Below are 24,233 nucleotides of genomic sequence, written 5' to 3'. Positions count from 1 at the left end.
CCCCCTAAATCCCCCTTAAAAAGGGGGACTTTGAGAGCTTTTTGCCTCCCTTTTTAAGCTACGTGTATACACAAGTTATCGAATCACTCTACCAGTCCTCAAATTACCCCACCCTAACCCTCCCCTTGTAAAGGGGAGGGAACTAGATTTCTTTTTCCCCCCTTTCCAAGGGGGGATTAAGGGGGGTAATTCGATTTGTATGTACACCGTAGCTTTTTAAGGGAGGTTAAGGGCGATCAATAAGTGTCTAAAATCACAGCCAAATACTTTTTAAACAACCTCTTAAGCAAAGTTGCATAGCACCACAAAGTTAACTTAGGGGATAATCATAACCGATCTACTCATGTTCTATTGCGATCGCTCTTGGGGCATCGCCAACTGTTGCCAGTTGCACTGTAAATGTGGAACCTTCATATAATTTACTTTTTACAGAAATAGATCCCCCACAGCGCAGCAGCAATTGCTGTACTATTGTTAACCCCAAGCCAGCACCAGCATAATCTTCTGTAGATCCTGTACGCACACGATAAAATCGCTCAAAGATTTTAGAAATCTCGTTTTCGGCAATACCAATACCTGTATCACGGAATTCTAATTGGACATAATCGCCTTGAAGACGGGCACGCACCCATACTTCACCCCCATTAGGAGTAAATTTAATGCTGTTGTGCAGCAGATTAATTACAATCTGCCTCAGCCCACCACTCACACACCAAATAGATGGGAGTTCAGTGGGTACGGTGTAGGCTAGCATAATCCCTTTTTCTTGGGCTAAAGGTTGGTACGTACTCACTACTCCAGGTACAATCTCTGAGAGCCGCACCGACTCCAAAACCATCCCCTCCAAATTACGTTCTAGTTGCACCAGTTCCAACAAACCTGTAATTAGAGAATTTTGTTGATCGCACTGGGTATTTAACATCTGTAAATAACGTTGTCGCTGCGTAGGTTTGAGATTAGGAGAATTCAATAACGAAAGTGCTGTTTTGATATGCGTCAGGGGTATACGCAATTCCTGACAGAGATTTTTCAGATATTCATCTTGAAATTGTTCTTTGTTGTGCAGTTCTTGATTTATCTGCTGCAACTTGGTAGTGCGGGCTGTGATGATTTGGCGATTAATTTCATCCTGTCGCAGGAGTTGTTTTGTAAACAGTTGACTCATCGTTGCCGCTTCCGGCATCGTTGGACAAATAAAATCAGCAGGTACAATAGGCGATGATTCTGGCGCGGAACTGCCTGGCAGATGGTCGTTAGATATCGCTTTTTGGATACCATTTAATACTTGCTGAATTACTCTCCCCTCAACAGTAGTGATAATCAGCAATGGCTGATTTTTATGAGTATTTACCTTCCCCGATGTCTGACTCTTGCGTTTTTTAAGTGGCCGATGAGCCAAAATTAAACTACAAAACTGGGGCGATAACACCATCAAAAAGTTTTCCCGTCGCAGTTGGCTATCTGGTGTCAGGTGAACGGTGACATGATGAGTAGATGAGAAAGATGAGGAAGTATTTTCTTCCCCTGCTTCATCATCTTCCCCCGCTCCCTGTTTTTCATTCTCGTCAATCTGGCAAGTATAGATAATACTAGACGCACCCACTGAGGATTGGTAACGCGCTAATTCTGATTGCCAAATTTTTTCTGGTGGTAGCTTCACCCATAAAGTGGCTGCAATTTGCTGCTCAATTAGTAAGTCAATTTGCGCTCTCACCAGTGATAGCAGAGTCGCAGGACTGAGAGACAATGGTTTTGGAGGCACTTGCACTCCCATAACCAGTTGATAAACAGACAGATCCTTAGTCAGAGAAACATTCATGAGTCAAGCACAAAAAGGATGAAGCAAGAAATAATTCTGTCTCGATTTTCACCTTTATGTGTCCATCTTTTACAAAATCCCCACGGAAAGAAACATTAAATATCAAAAACTACACCCATCAGGGGCAGTGGGAATGGGGGAATGGGGGCAGGGGAGACAAGGGGACAAGGGGACAAGAGGTGAGAAATTGAAACAACTCTTTCCCATTGTCCCCAATTCTCCTTGTCCCCAAATCCTCTTGCCCATGCCCAATGCCCAATTCCCAATGCCCCATGCCCAAATAAATTAAGCTTGGCTATTAAGTCTTTGCTGTAAAGCGTCGCGTGCGTGTTCTCGGTCGTCAAAATGGATTTTTTCAGTGCCGAGAATTTGGTAGTCTTCGTGACCTTTACCAGCAAGCAGCACTCCATCACCTGGTTGTGCTTGTAAAATAGCGGTACGAATCGCAGTAGCCCGATCGCAAATTACCATTGGTTTTACTGTTTGGGCAATTCCCGCCAAAACGTCTTCTAAAATCCGTTCTGGGTTTTCTGTGCGGGGATTATCTGATGTCACCACTGCCACATCAGCTAATTCAGCAGCAATTCTACCCATAATTGGGCGCTTGGTGCGATCGCGATCGCCACCGCAACCAAACACGCAAATCACCTTCCCAGGTATAAATGGACGTGCAGCTTTCAACAAGTTTTCTAAGCTATCGGGTGTGTGGGCATAATCCACAATCACACTAATATCTTGGTCAGAATTAATCTGCACCCGTTCCATCCGTCCGGGAACTCCAGGAAACTCAGGTATTACAGATGCCACTAACTGCAAATCTAGCCCTAAGTGTAAAACTGCTCCGACGGCTGCGAGAAGATTTTCTAAATTATATTGCCCGACTAATGGCGATCGAAAAGCTACGTCACCTTTTGGTGTATGTAATGTCCCACTGACACCATTCGGCTCATAACTTAAATCACTCATCCATAAATCAGCGCTGTTGTCGTTGACGCTATAACTCCAAACCCGTTCGGAATCTAACGAGGCAATTAACCGCTTTCCGTAGGAGTCATCAGCATTAATTATTGCCCGTCCTTTAAGATAATCAGGGCTAAACAACAACGCTTTAGCGGCAAAGTAATCTTCCATGTCGCGGTGATAGTCGAGATGGTCTTGGGTAAGATTACTGAACACCGCCACCTCAAATTGACAGCCCAAAACTCTACCTTGAGCCAAAGCGTGAGAACTTACTTCCATCACCCCGAACTCACTACCAGCATTGACAGCCTCTGCTAGCTGCTGTTGCAGTTCGACTGCAAAGGGCGTAGTGTGGGCAGCAGTTTGCTCAAAACCTGCCCAACGAGTGTAGAGAGTTCCCATCAAAGCTGTGGCGAGATTAGCTTTGATCAGGAGAAATTCAATAATATGAGTAGTTGTAGTTTTGCCATTGGTACCAGTCACGCCTACCAGCTTGAGTTTTTGCCCTGGATAACCATAAAAAGCACTAGCTATCTGGGCACAAGCTTGAGTTATGTTACTTGCACTGATGACCACAGCCTCATTTGTGGGGGGATTTTTTTGTGCAGCTTCAGGAGAAACGATCGCAGCCACAGCCCCCGATGCGATCGCACTTTGCCAAAACTCCCCACCATCAACCCGCGTTCCTGGCATCCCAATAAACAAATCTCCCACACCACAAGCATGGGAATTGGTCTTCAAACCCCTAACTTCCACATCCTCCAAAGTCGGATGGCTAGGCAATTGTTCAACACTGTCTACCGCCGTTAGTAATTCCCGCAATTTCATGTTGTGAACCTCGTCACATTCTTAATCTTGCGCTTATTCTGCATTATTTTTTTCTAATTGGCTAAATACTTACGCAACATTTGCTCCAACTGTTGCACACTAGCACGAGGAGAAGGACGCGGCAATAATTTCTCACTCCCCTCTGCGTCCTTTGCGCCTCTGTGGTTCGATAAATAAAGTACTGGCACTTCATACTGATATGCACCGAACCAATCTTCACGAGTCGTAATATCCCTAATTTCCAACTCAAAACTGATATTTTGGATTTGTTCTAGCTTTTCTTGCAAGCCTTCACATAAATGACAGCCGGGTTTACTGTATAAGATTAATTGCATTTGAGTTGGGGTAAGAAGTTATAAGTTTAGAATAACGAACCGCAGAGGCGCAGAGGACGCAGAGGAGGAGAGATGAGAAGAGAAGGGTTTGATGTGGGTGAGTATGTTGATCTTATGGCGTTGTTGTTGGATTTGCAGTTAAGAGATGAGTATCGGGATGGGGTAGTGGCAAATTTTGAGAGAATTAGTGCGATCGCAAATATTGTAAATTCTTTCCCTTTACCAGAAGAAATTGAAGTTGCACCAGTTTTTGAACCATAAGAGCTATTTTAATGTTTAAGGAATTTTACTGAGTTTTCAATATAACCAACAATACTAAGATATAGCCGACTATACCTTGGAAAAATCAGATGAATAATTTCAATGCTGTTATTTCATTGAAGTCTGCGAGTATCGGTAGATTGTTGGTGCGGTTACTTTGGGTGCTGCTAGGATTTGGTGTTGCTTCTACGCTATTATCTTTGTTGCAATTAATAGCAAAGCCACTTTATCAGCTACTTGCTTCTCTAGATGCACTGATATCAATAGTTACATTACTTTTCAGTTTAACTTCAATCATTGTTTTTATGATTTGGCTATATCGTCTCCATGCTGATTTAAGGGATATTTTCAAGGAATATCCGATTACGCCAGGAGGTGCGATCGCGCGATTTCTAATTCCTATATATAGCCTTTGGGGAATAGCCAACACGTTATCCACTTTTGCTGATCGATTTAAAGGTGAAGGTGAGGATTTAACACGTTTAAGTGAACAAGTGCGATCGTTAATCGGGCCGCTATATGGTTGTATGATTGGGTCAAATCTTTTGAATCGGCTCGCTTTTACAGAAGCTGTTAAAAATCCCGAAGATAAATTTCTGCCCTTTTGGTTTTTATTCTCTTGTATTTTAGATTTAGGTCTTACGGCTATTTTGCTACAACTAGCAAAAACTATGCAGACTGCTATTACTCAAAAAGCTAAAAGTGCTATCTCCTAATATTCCAGCATGAATTTTGATTCTGCCGATGCCATAACAATATCAAATGCGGTGCGTGCAGCCAAAGTCAGCGCGGTGGAAGTTACCAAAGCTGCGATCGCACGAATCGCTGCGCGAGATCATCAACTCAACTGTTTTACGGCTGTGACTGCTGAAACAGCTTTAACAGATGCAGTTCGCATTGACGAAGAAATTGCTCAAGGTAATAATCCTGGTTTGCTTGCTGGTGTGCCTTTTGCGGTGAAAAATCTTTTCGATATTGCTGGTTTAACGACTCTGGCGGGGTCAAAAATCAATGCAGAGAACCCAGCCGCTACCCAAGATTCAACCGCAGTAGCGAAGCTGAAACAAGCGGGTGCTGTGCTGGTTGGTGCTTTGAATATGGATGAGTACGCCTATGGGTTTGTTACGGAAAACTCCCATTACGGTGCTACTCACAACCCCCATGATTTACAGCGAGTTGCTGGTGGTTCATCGGGTGGTTCGGCGGCGGCTGTTGCTGCTGGGTTAGTACCTTTGACGCTGGGTTCTGATACTAATGGTTCAATTCGCGTTCCGGCGGCGTTATGTGGCGTTTTTGGTTTGAAGCCAACCTATGGAAGGTTATCTCGTGCTGGGGTAGCTTTATTTTCTAGCAGTTTTGACCACATTGGCTCTTTTGCGCGTTCGGTGCAAGATATTGCTACGGTGTTTGATGTGCTTCAAGGAGAAGACGATCGCGATCCAATTTGCACAAAGCGTCCGCCTGAATTGGTTTTATCACAACTCAAACAAGATATTTCTGATATTAGAATTGCCATTGCTGCTGATTATTTCACCAAAGGTGCAGAACCGGAGGCTTTAGCAGCAGTGCAAAAGGTAGCCGATGCTTTGAATGTCACTGAATACGTAACCATACCAGAAGCACACCGCGCCCGTGCAGCAGCTTTCGTGATTACAGCTAGCGAGGGTGCAAATCTGCATTTAGATAATTTGCGATGTCGTCCTCAAGATTTTGATCCAGCGACACGCGATCGCTTTTTGGCTGGGGCGTTAATTCCCAGTAGCTGGTATCTGCAAGCACAACGGTTTAGAAGCTGGTATCGCGATCGCGTTCGAGAAGTATTTCAAAATGTGGATCTAATTATTGCCCCAACTACACCAATTTCTGCACCGCTAATCGGTCAACAAACTATGATTTTGGATGGGGAAGAAATTCTTGTCCGTCCTCATTTGGGGCTATTTACTCAACCATTATCTTTTATCGGCTTACCCGTTTTATCAGTACCAATTCAGCGTCCAAATGCCTTACCTTTGGGTGTGCAATTGATAGCAGCGCCATATAATGAAGCTTTAATTTTAAGAGTTGCGGCTGCCTTACAAACAAAGGGCGTAGTTGCGGCAGTTATAGTGTAATTATAGCAGATAATAAATGTTGGATATATATGCGATATTGTTGTATCTTTCCCATTCTAAAGTCACCTCATTGTTAGGCGTAAATAATACTATACTTCCTCAAAAGCAGCCGGATAAACAACCTTACCTTTATACTTTTTTTCATAGCTTTGCAGTGTTTTAACCATGAAGACATCCTCTGGTACTGGAAAGGGAGACTCGATTTCATAAATAACAGAAGGCTGAAAGCCAAAACGATTATAGAAATGAGGATGACCAAGTACAATAACTACGGCTTCTTTCTTTGCATCTGCTTTTTCTAATCCTGCTTGTACCAGTGCGCTACCAATACCTTGTTGTTGAAACTGTGGATGAACCGCTAAAGGTGCTAGACCGATTACCTGTAGTGTTTCTTCACTCACCAGGTTAATATAGCTGAATAAAATATAACCGACTACAACATTTTCAACTTCTGCAACCAGAGTAAGTTCTGGAATGTAGCGGTCAGAACGGCGAATTTTCTCTACAAGTTTAGCCTCATTTCTCTGCCCAAAAGCTAATGTATTCACTTCAGCTATTACTGTATAATCTGCCAGAGTTTCACAACGGATATTGATCATTTTAAAATTAATTCCATAAAAACCCAGTTTGCTCGATATTCTAAAGGAATCTCTGTTTTTTCTAAATACGGCTCGATATCCCGAAAGCCAAATACACGATAAAGTGCTTGGGCTTGCTTTGCAAATGGGGCGCTGTCTAAACGAATCTGTGAGTAACCAATACTAGAAGCTTCATTGATGATAGTTTCTAATAATGTTCTACCTATTCCTTTTCTGCGAAATTCTGGTCGAACATACATTCTTTTAATTTCACCAATATTTTCACCAATCTTTCGCAAGCAAGCGCAGCCGACTATTTGTGTTTCGTATTGTGCCAAAAATAAGCGTCCTGAAGGGGGTATAAATTCATGAAGTTGAGTCATATATTGCTCAAAGAATGTATTAGCATCTAAATTTATGCCGAACTGATGGCTGAATATCAACCTAGTCTCATTAAAATATTCCCAAAACAGTTTCTGTGTGTGAGATTTATGTTCGTCAGTCTCTACTTGTATAATTTTAAGCAAAGTTTATACCTCCGCTAAGTAATTGCACAAAAATCGGTATAAAGAGAATTTACTTATAACTTAATCTGTGCCAATTAAAACTCCGTATCGAGATCCTACCCAAGGGCGAGTGACATTATACATCATAAATTTCTGTTGTAATTAGTGCCTAGTAGAGCTAGCGTAAAGTGGACAATTTGACAATCTTTAATACTCAAACTACTTGGCGTATAGTCATAATCTGTCCGCACGCAACAAGAACGCAAGACACTTAATATATGGTTCGAGAGCTAGAAAGAAAACGCCAGAGTGCAAAGTTTCCTGAAACAGCACCGGCTGCAAATCCCGTATTTTTTAGAACCTATAGCCGCCGCACAAAGGCGGGATTAAGGGAAACATGGGATGAGGTATGCGATCGCACTCTCCTCGGCTTAGTCGAGTTGGGAAAGCTCACTCAAGAAGAAGCTGCCATACTGGATAAGATGCAGCGCAACTTGAAAGCTATGCCCAGTGGACGCTGGCTATGGGTTGGTGGTACAGACTGGATAACCAAACCAAAGAACTTTTCCGGCGCTTATAATTGCACCTCTACCAATCTCGAAGACTGGAGTGCCTTCGGGTTAATGATGGATTTGGCAATGATGGGCTGTGGTACTGGAGCCGTCCTAGAACCACAATTTATTAACCAGTTACCTCCTATCCGTAATCAACTGAATGTCACTGTAAAAGGTGAAATTGGCAGCACTCCTGTGCAACAGCGACGTGAATATACTCAAACTCATATAGAAGGCAATAACGTCACTATTCACGTTGGAGATAGCCGTGAAGGTTGGGTTGAATCATATCAAGCCCTATTAGAACTTTCCACTAATGAACAGTTTTCAGCAGCAGTTGAAGTATTAGTTGATATCAGCGATGTCCGAAAAGCCGGAGAAACTCTCAACGGCTTTGGAGGAGTTGCTAATCCTGTAAAATTGCCCGGACTTTATCAGCGTTGTGCATCTATTCTGAATAAAGCTTTAGGACGACAATTAAATTCAGTTGAATGCTGTCTATTAATCGATCAAGCTGCTGTAACAATTGTTGCCGGTAATATTAGAAGATCAGCTGGCATGAGGCAAGGTTCTAGCGAAGATAGTTTGTTTGCTGATGCCAAAGATAACTTATGGCAGCAAGATGAAAATGGCAACTGGCGAATTGATCCAGAGCGCGATGCACTCAGGATGGCAAACCATACCAGAGTTTTTCACCGCAAGCCAACCTTAGAAGAATGTCTTAATGCTGTTCGCAAACAGTATTATAGCGGCGAGGGAGCGATTCAATGGGCTGGTGAAGCTGTAGCGCGATCGAATATTGATTTGCTGCCAACACAAGCTCTAAAAGTTGAGTTTTTACAAGCTTATGAACAAGGAACAGCAAAACAGTGGTTAGAAGAACGTTATTCAAATCTTGATGCTAATGAGTTAGAACATCGTTTAGCTCGCTATGGGCTAAATCCGTGTGGTAAGTGATTTTGCCTCACGTTAAAAACCTCGCAAAAACGGGGAAAGCTGAGATGCTAATCCCGTGGTAATCAAAGGAATTAAAAAGTCTTTGACACCGTACAGCGTAGAGAGTGAAACTAGATGACATCAGAAATTTGTGTCTAGAATATAATCTCTCCAAGAGTGCGAGGGTGGATGTGAAAAATACTTGTGTTGAGCGGAGCCGAAACACTTTTATTATCTAAAGTCACATCTGCAAAAGGTACGCGGAGCTACTGCAAATAATCAAGCAGTAGAACTAGGGGATAAAAAGCCTCTAGGGTAACAAATTTGGAAATCATTGGTAGTAATTTTCACTGTAATTTGTCTGAGGTTCACCTTAATCAAATCGACCCACGTAACTACAAAGAACAAGAAGAAGCTTTCACTGCTGGGGCGTTATCTGTTGCGGCACTTTTAAATCACAAATTCTTAGAACCACGCTATCAATACAGCCGTGAATTAGACCCAATTGTGGGAGTTTCTTTTACAGGTTTATTTGATTTCTTTGTCCATGCTTTTGGTGTTGATTGGCTGCGCTGGTGGGAAGCAGGAAGACCTGCAACTCCACAAGGGTTAGCTTTCAAGCGTGAGGAAGAAAAATATCTAAGTTCTTGGAGAGATATTGTACATCGTGTAGTTTGGGATTATTGCGATCGCCACAATCTCAAACGTCCCAATCGCTGTACCACAGTCCAACCCAGTGGTACTAAGGCTTTGTTAACTAATGCTAGTTCAGGATGGCATCCTCCCAAAGCCCAAAGATTTATTCGCCGCATCACCTTCGGCAAAAATGATCCAGTAGCTTTAGCCTGTATTGACTACGGTTATAATGTCATTCCCTCACAATCAGACAAAGATGAACAGGGCAATTTGCTCAACGATCCCTTTGATTCACGGGTGAGTGAATGGTTGGTAGAAATCCCTGTTTCTGTATCTTGGGCAGATTTACCAGGTGCTGATGAGATTGATGTTTCTAAGTTTTCAGTCTTAGCTCAATTTGATTTTGTCCTCCAGGTTCAACGTTGGTATGTAACTCACAACACATCAGCTACTTTGGAACTGCGTTCTGATGAAATCGAACCTTTGGGACAGAAAATCTATGAAACTATTCAAAGCGATCAGGGATATATTTCAGCAGCTCTTTTAGCTCGTTTTGATGACTTGCAATCATTCCCCCGTTTGCCATTTGAACCAATAGATAAACCAACCTACGAGCGCTTGAATCAAGAGGTGAAAGCACGACGGAAAACAGATGATTTCTGTGCAGTCTTAAGCCGCTACGATTTAGGTGAAATGTCAGAGGCTGGCCCTAGTGGTTGTGATTCTGATAAGTGTATGTTTCCCGATCAGCAACCAAGCTCATAAGGCGAAATAACATCAATTTAGGGTAGGCACTGTTTATTTATAGGACTTAAGCACGAGTTACGGAATAACGAACCACAGAGACGCAGAGGACACAGAGAAATGAGAGTTTGAGAAATATTGTGCGTAAGTCCTAATTTATTACAATAAACAGCAGTGGTTTAATATGACATTAAACCACTGCTTTTTGTATGAAAGCTTACGAAATTCAAAGCAACGGCGGGATTGATGCGATCGCATTAGTCGAGCGCGCTGAACCAAAACCAACTGCGGGACAAGTTCTCATCCAAGTCAAAGCAACATCCCTAAATTACCGCGATTTGCTCGTCGCTGAGGGTGCTTACGGTGCTGGACAGAAGTATCCGTTAATTCCCCTATCTGACGGTGCGGGGGAAGTTGTGGCCGTAGGTGAAGGTGTGACACGGGTGAAAATAGGCGATCGCGTCGCTGGTATTTTCTTCCAAGACTGGATTTATGGCTCTTTAACCAAAGAGAAAATGAAATCTGATCTCGGAGGCGGTATCGATGGAATGCTGGCTGAATATGTCGTATTACACCAAGATGGATTGGTGATATTACCAAACTATCTATCCTACATTGAAGGGGCAACTTTACCCTGTGCAGCAGTCACAGCTTGGCACGGACTGGTGACAAAAGGCAATATTGGCGCAGGTGATAGTGTTTTATTACTCGGTACTGGGGGAGTTTCGATTTTTGCTCTCCAGTTTGCCAAGATACATGGTGCTAGAGCAATTATTACTTCCAGCAGTGATGCTAAATTAGCACGAGCTAAACAGCTTGGTGCTGACGAGACAATCAACTACAAAACAACACCAGATTGGGAAAAGCAAGTTTATCAATTAACTAATCGCACTGGTGTAGATTATGTAGTTGAAGTAGGAGGTGCAGGTACTCTGCCAAAATCACTACAAGCAGTCCGTATTGGGGGACGGATTAGTTTGATTGGCGTATTGTCAGGAAGAGGAAGTGAAATTGACCCCATGCCAATACTTTTTAAGAGTTTAACAGTTCAGGGCATTTATGTCGGCAGTCGGGAAATGTTTGAGGCGATGAATCAGGCGATGCAACAGCATCAAATCAAACCAATTATTGATCGAGTTTTTCCATTCACTGAGGCAAGAGAAGCTTACAGTTATCTCAAAAGTGCGGCTCATTTTGGGAAAGTCGTAATTCGTAATTCGTAATTGTAAAGAGTTTAATTCTATGTTTCAAGTGGGGTTTAAATTCCCACTTGAAACATAATTATTAATTACGTTTATACAGCAGCGAGAGTAGGCGCAGCGAATTTAGCATATCGCTCTATGTAGAATTCCTTAGAGTTTGCGATCGCTTTCACAGATTCACGCTCTTTCAAAGCATGTTTCCACTGGCGTACACGGGTAAACTCTTCTGGTATCCCAAAACCACGATACTGCTTTAGTGCAGCCCAGCGCTCAAACCAGGGGAAATAGGTGAAATCGACCAAACTGATAGATTCACCAAACCAGTAAGGACCTTCCCCAGAAAGCTTTGCCAAACCTTCGTTTTCAACGAATTCCAGGTGTTTGTATAGTTCCTGTTTAGCTTCTTCTTGTTTTTGCGGATCTGAACTCCGCAGTAGGGTAGAAAAAGCGGGGACGAATCTGGTGTTAGCAAAATCGATCCAGATACGAGCCTGCGCCCTAGCAGCAGGATTGCTAGGTAACAGTGGTGGATTGGGAAATACCTCATCGAGATACTCGTTAATTACTGCTGATTCCCAAACTCGGTTATCGCCATGAGTTAGTGCAGGTACTTTACCATAGGGGGAAACTTTGGTAAACCCTTCAGGCTTGTTCTGCAAATCAATCTCAATCAAATCGAAGTCAATGCTCTTCTCTTGGAGTACCAAACGGGTACGGTGAGCATAAGGACAAACAACTGCACTGTATACTTTGATTTGGGCCATGTTTAAGTACCTTGGTAAATAGGACTTGTTAATCGGCATTGGGAATTGAATTTGAATCCAAAATCCCAAATCTTCAATTGTTAGTGTCCTGAAGCCCCTTTGAGGCGCATGAAGCGTGAAAAATTCTCGACACTAACCAAACTTTTAATATGAGAAGTTCGTAGTAAGGACTTTAGTCCTTAATTTTCTAAGCACTTCAGTGCTTACTACGTACCAGGCTTTTATTAGCTTGACAAACTACTAAAGCCAAGGCACTTCTTCAGGTGCATAACGGAAGGCGCGGAAGACTGTATTCTGCTCCCCACGAGTGACCGGCGATTTCTCACCTGGAATATTCCGAGTTGCAAAGTAGGGGTTGATGTATTCCCAAACAATCTCTCCTGCAACTGTCACCTCGAATATCCGGCCGTAAGCACCTTCTGTAATCAAGGTATTGCCATTCGCTAAACGTTGCGCTCCTGATATGTATGCACTGAAGAAATTTTGAGGCGGGTTATCGGTATATTCCCAAACTATCTCTTTCGTTTGACGGTTTACCTCAATCACACGGGAGAAATTGAGAGCGACGTTACGGCGATGTGCGCCATTGTCGAAAATCAGGATATTACCGTTAGCTAGCTCGTTCGGAAAGTGCTGCTGTGCTAGCACGTCATCACCCAACGTCCAAATAATTTCTCCGGTTTTGCGATCGATAATGACAACTGTGGATATATTACGAAAGCTGACTATAATGTTGCCATCAGCGAGTTCTCCCACAGTATTTCCATGAGTCCATTCATGTCGATGATCCTGGGGCGTAATGGTAAATATATCTGGATCGAGGTGTTCGTGGGCGTGCCAAGTCCAAACAATTTCCCCTCCTGGAGTCACTTCATAAAGCACATCCGCATATATATTCCCATCTGGCTCTGTACCTGTTACGCCGCCTTTGATACGAGGTACCAACGACTGAGGTATTTTTTCAATGGCGAGTAAAATTGTGTTGCCATTGGCTAGTCTGCGTCCATCGTGATGATGATCTGGATGCTTATATTCCCAAATAATATTTCCTTTGGGATCTGCCTCTAAAACAACACCACTTTTAAACGCAGCCCACAAAGCAAAACGCAGTGGTTCTTCTGGTGGAGTCTTACCGTTATAAAAAAGGTTGCCATTAGGTAAGAGATAACCATATAACCCTGGTGGATATGGCAGATTCCACTGGTGTACTACTTCTCCTTCTAAGTTCAAAAGATAGACTTCACCTTGACCTGTCAGAGGCGTGAAAAGTGTGTATCCTTTAAATACTTTTTCGGGATTATAAGCCTTTAAACCAGTACCCCGACGACGAATAGTATTTTGGTCAATCGATGTTGCTGTAAAAGTCATATCCTACCTACTAAATATCTAGTTTTGAATCTAATAATGAGAGCCAGAGCCTCTAGGGAGGCATTACCAGGCTGGAGCCTGGTAACGAGGTGAACTGTCTAAAATGTTTGAATTTCTAATTTCTAATTTTTAATTTTTAATTGTTCATGGTGCTGGGTTTGGAGACTGACCATGAACTACATCCAACTCTTCCAAAATGTCTTTACTGAGAACTACATCTACACTTTCCAAATTCTCTTTGAGTTGTTCTAGTGTCGTAGCACCAATAATTGTGCTAGGGACAAACCAACGACTCCGCACAAATGCCAAAGACAGATGCGCTGGACTTAGTTGATAGCGCTTGGCAATATCTATGTAAGCTGCTACTGCTTCACTAACTTTTGGTTTTAAGTAGCGTTGACCAAAATTTTCAAATAAACTGAATCTTGCTTTTTCTGGTTTGCCATTCAGGTATTTACCAGTCAATAAACCAAAAGCCAAAGGACTATAAGCTAGTAATCCAATTTCTTCGTAATAAACTGCTTCTGCTAAGGCTCCATCAAATACTCGATTTAGTAAGTTGTAAGCATTTTGAATAGAGACAACTTTGGGTAATCCTAATTGTTTAGCAGCGTTACTAAACTGTGCTACTCCCCAAGGAGTTTCGTTACTTAAACCGATATAGCGAATTTTTCCTGCCTTAATGACATCGGCAAAAACTGCTAGCTGTTCAGCGATAGGAACTGTTTCTCCCACTTGAGTCGGATCGAATACCGTTTGCCCAAATCTTGGCACGTAGCGATCTGGCCAGTGGATTTGGTAGAGATCAATATAATCAGTTTGTAATCTTTTTAAACTATCATCTACAGCTTGTTTGATATTATCACGATCAATTGCTTTGGCTCCATTCCGTAACCATTTAAAGCCACGTCCAGGGCCAGCAATCTTAGTCGCTATAATCAGTTGTTCTCTTTGTTGGCGTTTTAACCATTCCCCAATGTAAGTTTCAGTTAATCCATAAGTTTCGGCACTTGTTGGAACTGGATACATCTCCGCAGCATCAATAAAGTTTACTCCTTGAGCAATAGAATAATCTAACTGAGCATGGGCTTCTTCAATAGTATTTTGCTGTCCATAAGTCATAGTGCCCAAACAAATCTCAGAAACTTTTAAGTCGCTCTTGCCAAGTTGGTTATACTTCATGTTTTCGTGTTGTTATTCTGTTTGATTTAACAGTGATATTTTTGTTGGAGATTTTACATTTTGTCAAGTACGTTATTATTTTTAATTAACTTAGCTTCAAACAAAACTTAGTTTGGCACTAAGCCAATATAAATTTTTCAGCAAAATATTATTTTACTGAAACTACTAAAAATAGATAGTTAAATCGTATTTAATGAATGAAGTTGCTTATTGTTGCATAAAGTAATCCGATAAGTAAGCTAGTTTGTGGAGTCATAAAAATCTAAAATTGTAGTACAAAGTACTTGCTTTTATTGGGTTTTTGTGGAATAGACTGTTTCAGCCCAAGCATATACTACGATAAATCAGTTAGTTTACCGTAGTATACCAAAAATCTTAAGATTATTCTGGAATTAAGTCTTAATAAATGTTCATATTAATATGCTTCTGAAAAAGTATATTATTTTCGTGAACAATCAAAATATACCGAGTCTATCGGGAAAGGTCACAATATCCGATCGCAACGACAAAGACTTAGGGTTGCAAGGACTTGTGCAACCAAGGATTTTTTGCTGCGATCGCTGACAAAGATTCTCGTGTCCATATGATGAGTAAACGTAATTTGACTTAATTCTGCAATCGCAAGTGCAATTCCTGTGAAATTTAGCAATTCCAACTTTTTGGGATTCCTTACCTTTAAACTGACCTACTGATTTTTTTATACTTTCTATTAACTTTGATAAAGCCAGTAGTTAACAATAGAAATATAGTTTTTTACTGTAGTATATGCTTAATACTTTGCTATTAATTTGTATTATGTTTTTCAGTCTTTAGTATAGATACCTCAGACACCTATACTAAGTTTTTTGGTCTATAATCTGGATTTTTTGTTACTATGAATAACTAATTTAATTATGTTATATTATATATGAATATAAAAATCTCAATTTTCTATTATAACTTTTTTAGGAAATACATCTTTTGACATTTAGGGTTAGACTCTTGATTTTCTCCTTATGCCGCAAGTTGCCTTTTCTAGAGACTGCTAGATTCAGGAGAACCCCAATGTCATTAGACAAAAATACCCTTGAGCAACCAGCAAATAATCTGCTGGCAGCTTTGCCAGACAGTGATTATGAACGTCTTGCGCCCCATCTAAAGCTAGTTTCGCTCTCAAATAGGCAAATACTTCACGAAGCAGGCGAACCGATCGCACAAGTCTATTTTCCTAATAAAGCAGTGGTTTCTATAATCACCACTATGGAAGATGGCTCGACTGTGGAAGCTGGTTTAGTGAGCAATGAAGGCATGGTAGGTATCCCAGTAATTTTAGGAGACAGCATCACAACCACAACAGCATTAGTGCAGATTCCAGACAGTGCTATGCAGATGGATGCAAATATATTCAGAAGTGAGTTTAATCGGGGTACAGCCCTTCAGAACCTGTTGCTACGCTACGTGCAAGGTGTATACACTCAAATAGCACAAGGATCTGCCTGCAACCGTCTTCATAAGCTAGAGAGCCGACTGGCTCGGTGGCTGTTAACAGTTTCTGACCGTCTGGAATCAGAAGAATTTCCCCTCACGCAAGAATTTATTTCACAGATGCTGGGTGTACGTCGTGCTGGTGTCACCGAAGCAGCGAATATCTTGAGCGAAGCCGGAATCATCACCTATCACCGTGGTCAGATTAACATCCTGAATCGAGAAGCTTTAGAAAAAACCTCCTGCGAATGTTATCAGATTATAGAAAATGAATATATCCGTTTATTGGGCAATAAGCCCAATAAACGGAAAAAATAATTTTTTTCTAGCCTCTATGTACGATACCGCACAGACTTGAAGAAATGTGTTCATTTAAGATTTTTTAGATTGTCCCCGTGTTCCTTTAGAGAATACACCTTTTGACATTAGGATCAGAACCTTAATCCTTTCCTTGTGCCCTGAGTTGACTTTTCTAAAGTCACCTACCTTAAGGAGAGTGACTTCTAATGTCATTAGACAAAAACCTTTTTCAGCAACCATCAAATAAGCTGCTTGCAGCCTTACCAGCTAGTGATTATGAGCATCTTGTTCCCCATCTAAAGCTAGTTAAGCTTCCAGTTCAGCAAATTCTTTATGAAGCAGCCGAACCCATCACACAGGTCTATTTTCCTGATAAGTCAGTGGTTTCTATAGTCACCACTATGGAAGATGGCTCAACGGCAGAAGTTGGGATAGTAAGCAATGAAGGCATGGTGGGTATCCCAGTAATTTTAGGAGACAACACCACAACCACAACAGCGTTTGTCCAAGTTGCGGGCGCTGCTATGCAAATTAATGCAGATGTACTCAGAAACGAGTTCAATCGAGGCGGAGCTATTCAAACCCTGCTGCTGTGCTATGTACAAGCTGTATACTCTGAACTAGCGCAAGGAGCGGCTTGCAACCGTCTTCATACTCTCGAAGAACGGCTAGCCCGATGGCTACTGACAGTCTCTGACCGTTTGGAATCAGAAGATTTTCCGCTCACGCAAGAATTTATCTCCCAGATGCTAGGTGTACGTCGTTCTGGTGTGACGGTAGCGGCTAGCACCCTCAGCCGAGCCGGAATGATTCGCTATCAACGTGGTCATATTAGCATCCTGAACCGGGAGGATTTGGAAGCAACTTCCTGCGAGTGTTATCAAGTCATACAAAACGAATTTGCTCGGTTACTGGGCTTTTTGCCCAGTAACCGAGCCAGAAAATTTTTTTGAGTTATGTGTACGAAACCGAACAGACTCGCAAAAGTAACTTGATTTAAAGTATTTTGAGGAAATTTCTCTTTTAATGTTCAGTGAGTGAAAATACTCTTAAGCCGCAAGTAAATAGATTACTAGCGGCTTTGCCAACTAGTGATTATGAGCGTCTTGTTCCCCATCTGAAATTAGTTTCGCTTCCGACTCGGCAAGTCATTTATGAACCAGGAGAACCTATCACAGAGGTCTATTTTCCCCAAAACGCAGTGGTTTCTATAGTCACTATTATGGAAGATGGTTCAACGGTGGAAGTTGGGATAGTTAGCAATGAAGGTATGGTCGGTATCCCAATAATTTTAGGAGGCAATACAACAACCACAAAAGCGTTTGTCCAAGTTGCGGGCGAGGGAATGCGGATGGATGCAGATATTCTGAGAACCGAGTTCAATCGGGGCGGAGCTATTCAAAAGCTGCTGCTGCGCTATGTACGAGCTATATATACAGAACTTACGCAAGGATGTGCTTGCAACCGTCTTCATACACTAGAAGAACGGCTAGCTCGTTGGCTTCTCACAGTTTCTGACCGTTTTGAATCAGATGATTTTCCACTCACGCAAGAATTTATCGCCCAGATGCTAGGTGTACGTCGTTCTGGTGTGACAGTAGCGGCTAGCACCCTCAGCCGAGCCGGAATGATTCGCTATCAGCGTGGTCAAATTAGTATTCTCAACCGAGAGGATTTGGAAGCAACTTCCTGCGAGTGTTATCAAGTCATACAAAACGAATTTACTCGGTTACTGGGCAATCAGGCGCGTAGGCGTAGCCCGTCGTAGACATCGCCGATGAATCAATTTTCTAAGTTATTATGTCCGAAACCGGACAGACACTTAGCAATTAGTTCCATTAAGATTTAGTAAAGAATGCATCATAAGGTATTTACAAACGCGTGCCATTTGATGCAATTGCTACTTTAAGTGTTTGAGCTAGACGGCGGTGAGAATAATGTCTAATCAATCAATGTCTTTTAAAGGTCTACGATTGCTCGTCGTAGATGATGACCCTGATACGAGAACTTTACTTACCTTCTTGTTTGAATTAGAGGGAGCAGAAATTATCACAGCTGCTTCGGCAGGTGCTGCTATAGAAATAATGTCATTTTTTAAACCAGACATCTTTATTAGTGATATTTACTTACCAGATGAAAACGGCTGCTCACTGCTCATGAAAGTCAGAAATCTGGAAGCAAATCGAGGGAGAAAGATTCCAGCTATTGCTCTGACAGCATCTGCTTTCGACGAAGACCAGAATCGGGCATTATTAGCAGGTTATGATATATACCGATGCAAACCGATAGACTTAGATGATTTATCTTCTACAGTTGCTAGTCTAGTTACGCTCGAAGAATACGCTTGACACATTTGGATGTTTTAGGGATGAGGCATTAAGCAATAAAGCTTTAAATAAATTAAATTTATTTTGAAAATGCGATGTCTACCGAGGATTATACCAACGCCTGATGATTTTTATACTAAATCAGCGTGTTGGCGTAGCCCTTCGTAGACATCGCATTTTTTTAGGAATTTTTTGACTAATTTTATTCTTTTTTAATTCCGCTACCAGCAAAAACCTTTGAAAGAGCAGAGATATAAAATATACTAAGAATAAATACAGAGAAGACTAAGGTAATTCTCTGTGAGTACTCATTTTTTCATATAAAGGGCTGCATTATGGAATATCTTGCTTATTCTCACATGTTTATTGCTCAAGAAGAGGCATCTGAAAACACCAAATATAATCTCCCTAAATCTCAATTAAATGGGAAAGAACCTCTTAAATCTTCCAACATAGTTATTGCTGAAAAACAGGTATCTGCAAACAGCAAATCTAAGTTTAATTGGAAAAAACTACTTAAATCTTCAGCTTGGTTAGCTTTAGCTGGTGTTGGTGTATTGCTTATTGCTGCTACCCAAATTCAAATGAGTTCGGCTGCTTATGTAAAGACTAACGGCGGTTGTTTGCGTATCCGTACAGGCCCAAGCACAAACTACTCTTATGTTGATTGTGTATCAAATGGTGCAACACTTCCAGCGATTGAGAGGTATGAAAACGGTTTTGCTCGGCTTTCTACGGGTAGATATGTTTATGCTCGATGGGTTGCTGATAGACCTAACAACCCTCCTGTGACTAGTAGACCTGGTGGCGTTGGTGGTTCAGTCATTCTTTCCCGTGGTTCTAAAGGTCAGCTTGTAAAAGACGTTCAGACAGCTTTAGGTAATCTCAGAGTTGATGGAATTTACGGTCAAGAAACTGTTAACCAAGTCCGAAGCTTTCAGGCAAGTAAAGGTCTACTTGTAGATGGTACGGTGGGGCCCGAAACTAGAGCAGCTCTGGGTATTTAAAAGTTAGAGGTTGTTTGAAAAGTAGTTGGCTGTGATTTTAGGCACTCATTGATCCCTCCTAACCCACGCCAGTCGCTCCACTTGGGGAGACCCCATCGCTTTTAGCGTCTCCCCTTGGGAGAAGACCGCGCTGGCTCCCCTTAAAAAGGGTGGAACCGGAGTCAAAGTCCCCCTTTTTAAGGGGGATTTAGGGGGATCTAAACGTTTTGTTACCGAGAAGAGGACTTTTCAAACATCCTCTTAGAGACAATTTCATCAAACAGCCACTTTTGAAAAATCTCATTTCTAGGTTATATCTATTTTTTTAGAAATATAAATTGAGGCAGTCCTAGATTAAAACTTCTCCTATCGGAGACGCTGTGCAAACTGAACATCTCGCCCGTCTTAAAGCGGGCAAGATGCTCACTTCACAACATTGAAACTGTGTTGAATTGAAATAAGAAAAGTCGATTTTATACACCCTGAAAAACAGAAATTTTGTATTTTGTTTAATCTAAGTTGATATTTCGGATGAAACACCCAAGTAATTTTGCACAATCTGCAAAATGCGCTCTGCTGCATGACCATCCCCAAAGGGATTAATTGCATTTGCCATTGCTGCATAGGCATCTGGATCGCTTAGTAACTCAGTAGCAGATGCAAAAATATTCTCACTCGTAGTGCCTACAAGTTTGGCTGTACCGGCTACAACAGCCTCTGGTCTTTCGGTGGTATCTCTCAAAACCAGTACTGGTTTTCCCAAACTGGGGGCTTCTTCTTGCAAACCACCAGAGTCAGTGAGCAAAAGATGCGATCGCCCAATAGCACCCACCAACTCTCCATAATCCAGAGGATCTGTCAAGAAAATTCGGGGATGATTCCCTAAAAGTTCTTGTAACGGAACTCGCACTGTGGGATTGCGGTGTAATGGTAGCAATAAAGCTGTATCAGGGAACTTGTCTAAGATTTGTAAAAACCCCTCTGCGATCGCTTGCAGGGGTTCTCCCCAATTCTCCCGCCGATGAACTGTTGCTAACAGAACGCGGTATGAATCCCAGTCTAAGCCTGGTACATTGCAAACAGCTTGGCTTGCAGCTACATTCAACAGCGCATCAATTACCGTATTACCCGTCATGTGAATTTCACCCAAAACACCAGAACGGTGCAAATTTTCCACAGCCCAAGGAGTCGGCGCAAAGTGCAACTGAGTAATTTGAGAAATCAACCGCCGATTGGCTTCTTCTGGGTAAGGATTGAAGATATCATCAGTTCTTAAACCTGCTTCTACATGACCAATAGGGATTTTTTGATAAAAAGCTGCCAAAGCTGCGGCAAAAGCCGTTGTCGTATCTCCCTGCACCACCACTAAATCTGGCTTTTTCTCTTTAAATAACGCTTCTAACCCTTGTAAACTGCGGCAGGTAATATCATTTAAAGATTGCTGAACCTGCATAATTTCCAAATCATAATCTGCCTTGATGTTGAACAGCTGCATAACTTGCTCAACCATCTCCCGATGTTGTCCAGTTAGAATTACTTGCGACTCAAAAGCTAAAGACTTCTGGAAAACCTGAATAACTGGAGCAAGTTTAATCGCTTCGGGACGAGTACCCAAGATAATGCAAACCCGTTTTTGATTAGTCATTAGTCATTAGTCATCTGTCATTTGCCAATGGTTATAGTCAATGGTCTATGACCAATAGTCAATAGTTGACGGTCAATCATTACACAAATCATAAATATAAAAGGAAAAATTATATAAAAAGCATGAAAAAACCCGGCTTAATCGGGTAGATGAACTGTATATCGAATTCAATTGTAATCACATCATTAGAGAGCATGAAAAAACCCGGCTTAACCGGGCAGACGCACTGTTTGTCGTATTCACCTGTGATGACTACATTTTAATCTCACAAGTTAAAGGGCAAGCAGCATAAACAGTAGTCTGCATTGGGTCTGCCTCTCCATGCAACCAGCTTAACCATTTAACTTCACTTGGATGAACTCCTTTAATAGTTAGCACACCCGCAGCAAATACAACTGCCATGACATTAAACATGATTAAAGCACCTGCTACAAGCAAAACAGCACTAACAGGCATCACAGATTGCAAGATGATCGATAACAGACATCCAACCGTAGCCATCAAGACCACTAATGGAAAACCGACAACCAACAAGCATACTGCTAATGTAAAAGTCCATATTAAAAAGCTTTTAATCATCAACAAGGAGTAGGTCTTTCCTAGATTAGAGCTTTCAGCAGAAACCATGACTTTTCCTCCCAAAAATACACAGCAAATTTTAATTTCAGTCATATCTCGCTTTTGGCGAGTTAACTGATTTGTTTCTCAGTGAAATTCAGTATATAAAAACTAATCAGGAAAATGAGCATTTGTTTACTAAAGTTTACAGTTAGTTTTTTGTAATTGTGGATATAAAACCAAGTTTATATCTATTAGAATAACTTGCTTTCTGCATCTGTCTTCAGGTATATAACCTAAAAGGTATGGGCTTTTAACGTTGATCCCCAGATATTGCTCCTACCAAGCTTAACATTTCTTATAAAAATTGATAGCGCTTCTCATAATTGATAGATGGGCTGAATAAATGAATAGTTAGTATTTATGCTGTTAATTGCTGGCAATTTGTATTCATGCCCAAGATAAATTTCTCATCTAATGGCTGAGAATATTCATATTTTGTTGTAAGTATTATAAAGCACAATATAATCTATGGATTTTTCCTGAGGCGCTCTAAGCTATTAGGTGTGTTAACCATTATATATAGGTTAAATAATTTTTCTAAATTTTCTGAGTAGCGGAATCTTAGAAAAAAAGATACCAGTTTAGGTGGATGAAATGGATTGACCGTGGTTCTAGATTTTCAATCGCCTCCCATCACGACTAGGGCTTGCACGCAAGCATTTTCCAAAAGTCATCGAAGTAAGTGCTTGACTTCTCACTCATTCAAATTTTTACCTGCCAAATGTGAAGATATATGACAGAATCACAGTCTCCATCAAATTCTAGCCCTGTTACCGAACGTAACTTGCCCCCAATGCCCCCAATGCCACCACCTCCGCCAACCTTTAGTACGCAGAGGCAGATGACACAGACATTGGATATGTCAATGGATAGGGGTTCCAACACACCTGTTGCAGGTCATCGTCCGGTTAGTCCACCGCCAATACCTACTTCAGTTCTCCCTAAAACCAGCAGTGCGGGGCCCACTTTAGAGAAGTTAATTAGGGAAGCTTACGATCAGGGATATTCTGACTTGCACCTAGGTGTCGGTGAAGTACCGCGCTTCCGCACCCGAGGAGAAATTCAATCATGGGATTATCCAGAAGTAGATAAAGAAGCTTTTATGAATTGGTTGCGGGAGGTAATGAGTGAGGCGGAAATTCAGCGCTTTGAAGAACACTTAGAATTTGACGGAGCAACTCAATATGACTTTGCTCGCGTGCGGATTAATGTTTTTGGCACTCTTAGAGGGCCTGCGATGGTGTTGCGGTTGATTCCTCTGAAAATCTTAACTATGGAACAGTTGAGATTACCCTCAGTTTTTCGGGATATTTGTCATCACCACAAAGGTTTAATTTTGGTAACTGGGCCCACTGGTTCTGGTAAGTCCACCACAATGGCAGCGATGGTTGACTACATCAATAAGGAGATGGCCAAGCATATCATTACCATTGAAGACCCAATCGAATTTATCCATCAAAGCCGCAAATCTTTAGTCAAACAACGGGAAGTGGGAATGCACACCCGGAAATTTGACAACGCTTTGAAAGCAGCTTTGCGGGAAGATCCAGATTTGATTCTGGTGGGGGAAATGCGAGATAAGGAAACAGTTAACACTGCCCTAAAAGCTGCTCAGACTGGTCACTTGGTCATGGGAACCCTACACACCAATAGCGCAGTTAAAACCATTGAACGGATTCTCAACCTCTACTCTGGTGACGAACAGGATGCAATGCGAGTAGCAATTTCTGAGTCTTTAGTAGCGGTAATTGCTCAAGGTTTGTGCCGCACAACTGACGGGAAGCGAGCTGCTTTCCACGATGTGCTGATCAATACTGAGGCTATTAAAGAATGGATCAAAGACGGTAAGTATGATGAAATTGGCGAGTTGATGAAACAAGCTAGCTTTGACGGCATGATTACGATGAATCAGTCGTTACTCAATCTCTATCAAGACGGTCGCATCACTGAAGAAACTGCTTTGGAAATGTCGCCAACTCCTAATGAAATGGCACAGTTTCTCCGAGGTAGAGTTTAAGATTTGGGCATTGGGAATTGGGCATTGGGAATTGGGAAGAGGATTTGGGGACAAGGGGAAAGACTTGTTTCAAGTTCTCACCTCTTGTC

20 protein-coding genes and 2 pseudogenes are annotated in these 24,233 nt (G+C 41.8%); 12 read left to right on the top strand and 10 right to left on the bottom strand.

Annotated elements, in window-relative coordinates:
* Positions 1-337: 337 nt before the first annotated feature.
* The 3 genes from FD724_RS26185 to FD724_RS26175 all read right to left on the bottom strand — a co-directional run bounded on the left by FD724_RS26185 (position 338) and on the right by FD724_RS26175 (position 3,942).
* Positions 338-1,819, bottom strand: a complete 1,482-nt coding sequence (locus FD724_RS26185; protein WP_179074606.1) for a DICT sensory domain-containing protein — start codon at positions 1,817-1,819, stop codon at positions 338-340.
* Positions 1,820-2,104: 285 nt separating this feature from the next.
* The gene (locus FD724_RS26180; protein WP_179074605.1) at positions 2,105-3,607 is read right to left on the bottom strand and encodes a UDP-N-acetylmuramoyl-L-alanyl-D-glutamate--2,6-diaminopimelate ligase; all 1,503 of its coding nucleotides are present in this window, start codon (positions 3,605-3,607) and stop codon (positions 2,105-2,107) included.
* Positions 3,608-3,660: 53 nt separating this feature from the next.
* Complete coding sequence (locus tag FD724_RS26175; protein WP_179074604.1) at positions 3,661-3,942, bottom strand: glutaredoxin family protein; 282 nt, start codon at positions 3,940-3,942, stop codon at positions 3,661-3,663.
* A 72-nt stretch (positions 3,943-4,014) separates the two neighbouring features.
* Here FD724_RS26175 and FD724_RS26170 point away from each other — a divergent pair, with 72 nt between their 5' ends.
* The 3 genes from FD724_RS26170 to FD724_RS26160 all read left to right on the top strand — a co-directional run bounded on the left by FD724_RS26170 (position 4,015) and on the right by FD724_RS26160 (position 6,314).
* The gene (locus FD724_RS26170; protein WP_114083407.1) at positions 4,015-4,203 is read left to right on the top strand and encodes a DUF4089 domain-containing protein; all 189 of its coding nucleotides are present in this window, start codon (positions 4,015-4,017) and stop codon (positions 4,201-4,203) included.
* A gap of 89 nt (positions 4,204-4,292) precedes the next feature.
* Positions 4,293-4,919 carry a DUF4328 domain-containing protein gene (locus FD724_RS26165; RefSeq protein WP_179074603.1) on the top strand — a complete coding sequence of 209 codons (627 nt, stop codon included), beginning with the start codon at positions 4,293-4,295 and terminating at the stop codon, positions 4,917-4,919.
* A gap of 9 nt (positions 4,920-4,928) precedes the next feature.
* Complete coding sequence (locus FD724_RS26160; RefSeq protein ID WP_179074602.1) at positions 4,929-6,314, top strand: AtzE family amidohydrolase; 1,386 nt, start codon at positions 4,929-4,931, stop codon at positions 6,312-6,314.
* Between the two features lie 89 nt (positions 6,315-6,403).
* On the opposite strand, the gene FD724_RS26155 is transcribed toward FD724_RS26160, so the two are convergent.
* Positions 6,404-6,913 carry a GNAT family N-acetyltransferase gene (locus tag FD724_RS26155; RefSeq protein WP_179074601.1) on the bottom strand — a complete coding sequence of 170 codons (510 nt, stop codon included), beginning with the start codon at positions 6,911-6,913 and terminating at the stop codon, positions 6,404-6,406.
* Positions 6,910-7,419 (bottom strand): GNAT family N-acetyltransferase, encoded by a 510-nt coding sequence (locus FD724_RS26150; RefSeq protein WP_179074600.1) that lies wholly within the window; start codon positions 7,417-7,419, stop codon positions 6,910-6,912. The genes FD724_RS26155 and FD724_RS26150 overlap by 4 nt, the downstream gene beginning before the upstream one ends.
* Before the next feature lie 257 nt (positions 7,420-7,676).
* On the opposite strand from FD724_RS26150, the pseudogene nrdJ (FD724_RS26145) reads away from it, so the two are divergent.
* The 3 genes and pseudogenes from nrdJ (FD724_RS26145) to FD724_RS26135 form a co-directional block, all read left to right on the top strand.
* A pseudogene (gene nrdJ, locus FD724_RS26145) lies at positions 7,677-8,906 on the top strand (ribonucleoside-triphosphate reductase, adenosylcobalamin-dependent); the annotation flags it as partial.
* Positions 8,907-9,215: 309 nt separating this feature from the next.
* A pseudogene (nrdJ, locus tag FD724_RS26140) lies at positions 9,216-10,289 on the top strand (ribonucleoside-triphosphate reductase, adenosylcobalamin-dependent); the annotation flags it as partial.
* A 188-nt stretch (positions 10,290-10,477) separates the two neighbouring features.
* Positions 10,478-11,491 carry an NAD(P)-dependent alcohol dehydrogenase gene (locus FD724_RS26135; protein ID WP_179074599.1) on the top strand — a complete coding sequence of 338 codons (1,014 nt, stop codon included), beginning with the start codon at positions 10,478-10,480 and terminating at the stop codon, positions 11,489-11,491.
* A gap of 71 nt (positions 11,492-11,562) precedes the next feature.
* On the opposite strand, the gene FD724_RS26130 is transcribed toward FD724_RS26135, so the two are convergent.
* From FD724_RS26130 to FD724_RS26120, 3 genes are all read right to left on the bottom strand, one after another.
* Positions 11,563-12,234, bottom strand: a complete 672-nt coding sequence (locus tag FD724_RS26130; protein ID WP_179074598.1) for a glutathione S-transferase family protein — start codon at positions 12,232-12,234, stop codon at positions 11,563-11,565.
* 240 nt (positions 12,235-12,474) lie between these two features.
* Positions 12,475-13,602: an aryl-sulfate sulfotransferase gene (locus FD724_RS26125; RefSeq protein ID WP_179074597.1), complete on the bottom strand. Its 1,128-nt coding sequence runs from the start codon at positions 13,600-13,602 to the stop codon at positions 12,475-12,477.
* 144 nt (positions 13,603-13,746) lie between these two features.
* Positions 13,747-14,784, bottom strand: coding sequence for an NADP(H)-dependent aldo-keto reductase (locus FD724_RS26120; RefSeq protein ID WP_179074596.1), 1,038 nt, complete (start codon positions 14,782-14,784; stop codon positions 13,747-13,749).
* A 1,044-nt stretch (positions 14,785-15,828) separates the two neighbouring features.
* Between FD724_RS26120 and FD724_RS26115 the strand changes: the two genes are divergently transcribed.
* The 5 genes from FD724_RS26115 (at position 15,829) to FD724_RS26095 (ending at position 19,882) form a co-directional block, all read left to right on the top strand.
* Entirely contained in the window at positions 15,829-16,566 is a 738-nt protein-coding gene (locus tag FD724_RS26115; RefSeq protein WP_179074595.1) for a Crp/Fnr family transcriptional regulator, read from the top strand.
* A 188-nt stretch (positions 16,567-16,754) separates the two neighbouring features.
* Positions 16,755-17,501 (top strand): Crp/Fnr family transcriptional regulator, encoded by a 747-nt coding sequence (locus FD724_RS26110; RefSeq protein WP_179074594.1) that lies wholly within the window; start codon positions 16,755-16,757, stop codon positions 17,499-17,501.
* A gap of 80 nt (positions 17,502-17,581) precedes the next feature.
* A complete protein-coding gene (locus FD724_RS26105) occupies positions 17,582-18,316 on the top strand; it encodes a Crp/Fnr family transcriptional regulator (RefSeq protein WP_179074593.1) in 735 nt (244 codons plus the stop codon).
* A gap of 169 nt (positions 18,317-18,485) precedes the next feature.
* Positions 18,486-18,896: a response regulator gene (locus FD724_RS26100; protein ID WP_114083396.1), complete on the top strand. Its 411-nt coding sequence runs from the start codon at positions 18,486-18,488 to the stop codon at positions 18,894-18,896.
* A gap of 314 nt (positions 18,897-19,210) precedes the next feature.
* A complete protein-coding gene (locus tag FD724_RS26095) occupies positions 19,211-19,882 on the top strand; it encodes a peptidoglycan-binding domain-containing protein (RefSeq protein WP_179074592.1) in 672 nt (223 codons plus the stop codon).
* A 493-nt stretch (positions 19,883-20,375) separates the two neighbouring features.
* Here the strand turns inward: FD724_RS26095 and wecB are convergent, their stop codons facing one another.
* Both wecB and FD724_RS26085 read right to left on the bottom strand, forming a co-directional pair.
* Complete coding sequence (wecB, locus tag FD724_RS26090; RefSeq protein ID WP_179074591.1) at positions 20,376-21,506, bottom strand: non-hydrolyzing UDP-N-acetylglucosamine 2-epimerase; 1,131 nt, start codon at positions 21,504-21,506, stop codon at positions 20,376-20,378.
* Between the two features lie 252 nt (positions 21,507-21,758).
* Positions 21,759-22,133: a hypothetical protein gene (locus FD724_RS26085; protein WP_179075632.1), complete on the bottom strand. Its 375-nt coding sequence runs from the start codon at positions 22,131-22,133 to the stop codon at positions 21,759-21,761.
* 727 nt (positions 22,134-22,860) lie between these two features.
* On the opposite strand from FD724_RS26085, the gene FD724_RS26080 reads away from it, so the two are divergent.
* The gene (locus FD724_RS26080; protein ID WP_179074590.1) at positions 22,861-24,144 is read left to right on the top strand and encodes a type IV pilus twitching motility protein PilT; all 1,284 of its coding nucleotides are present in this window, start codon (positions 22,861-22,863) and stop codon (positions 24,142-24,144) included.
* The last annotated feature ends 89 nt before the right edge of the window (positions 24,145-24,233 follow it).

The sequence above is a fragment of the Nostoc sp. C057 genome (assembly GCF_013393925.1).
GTDB lineage: Bacteria > Cyanobacteriota > Cyanobacteriia > Cyanobacteriales > Nostocaceae > Nostoc > Nostoc muscorum_A.
The sequence above is the reverse complement of the archived record's forward strand: the minus strand, read 5'-3'. Positions and strand labels throughout refer to the sequence as shown.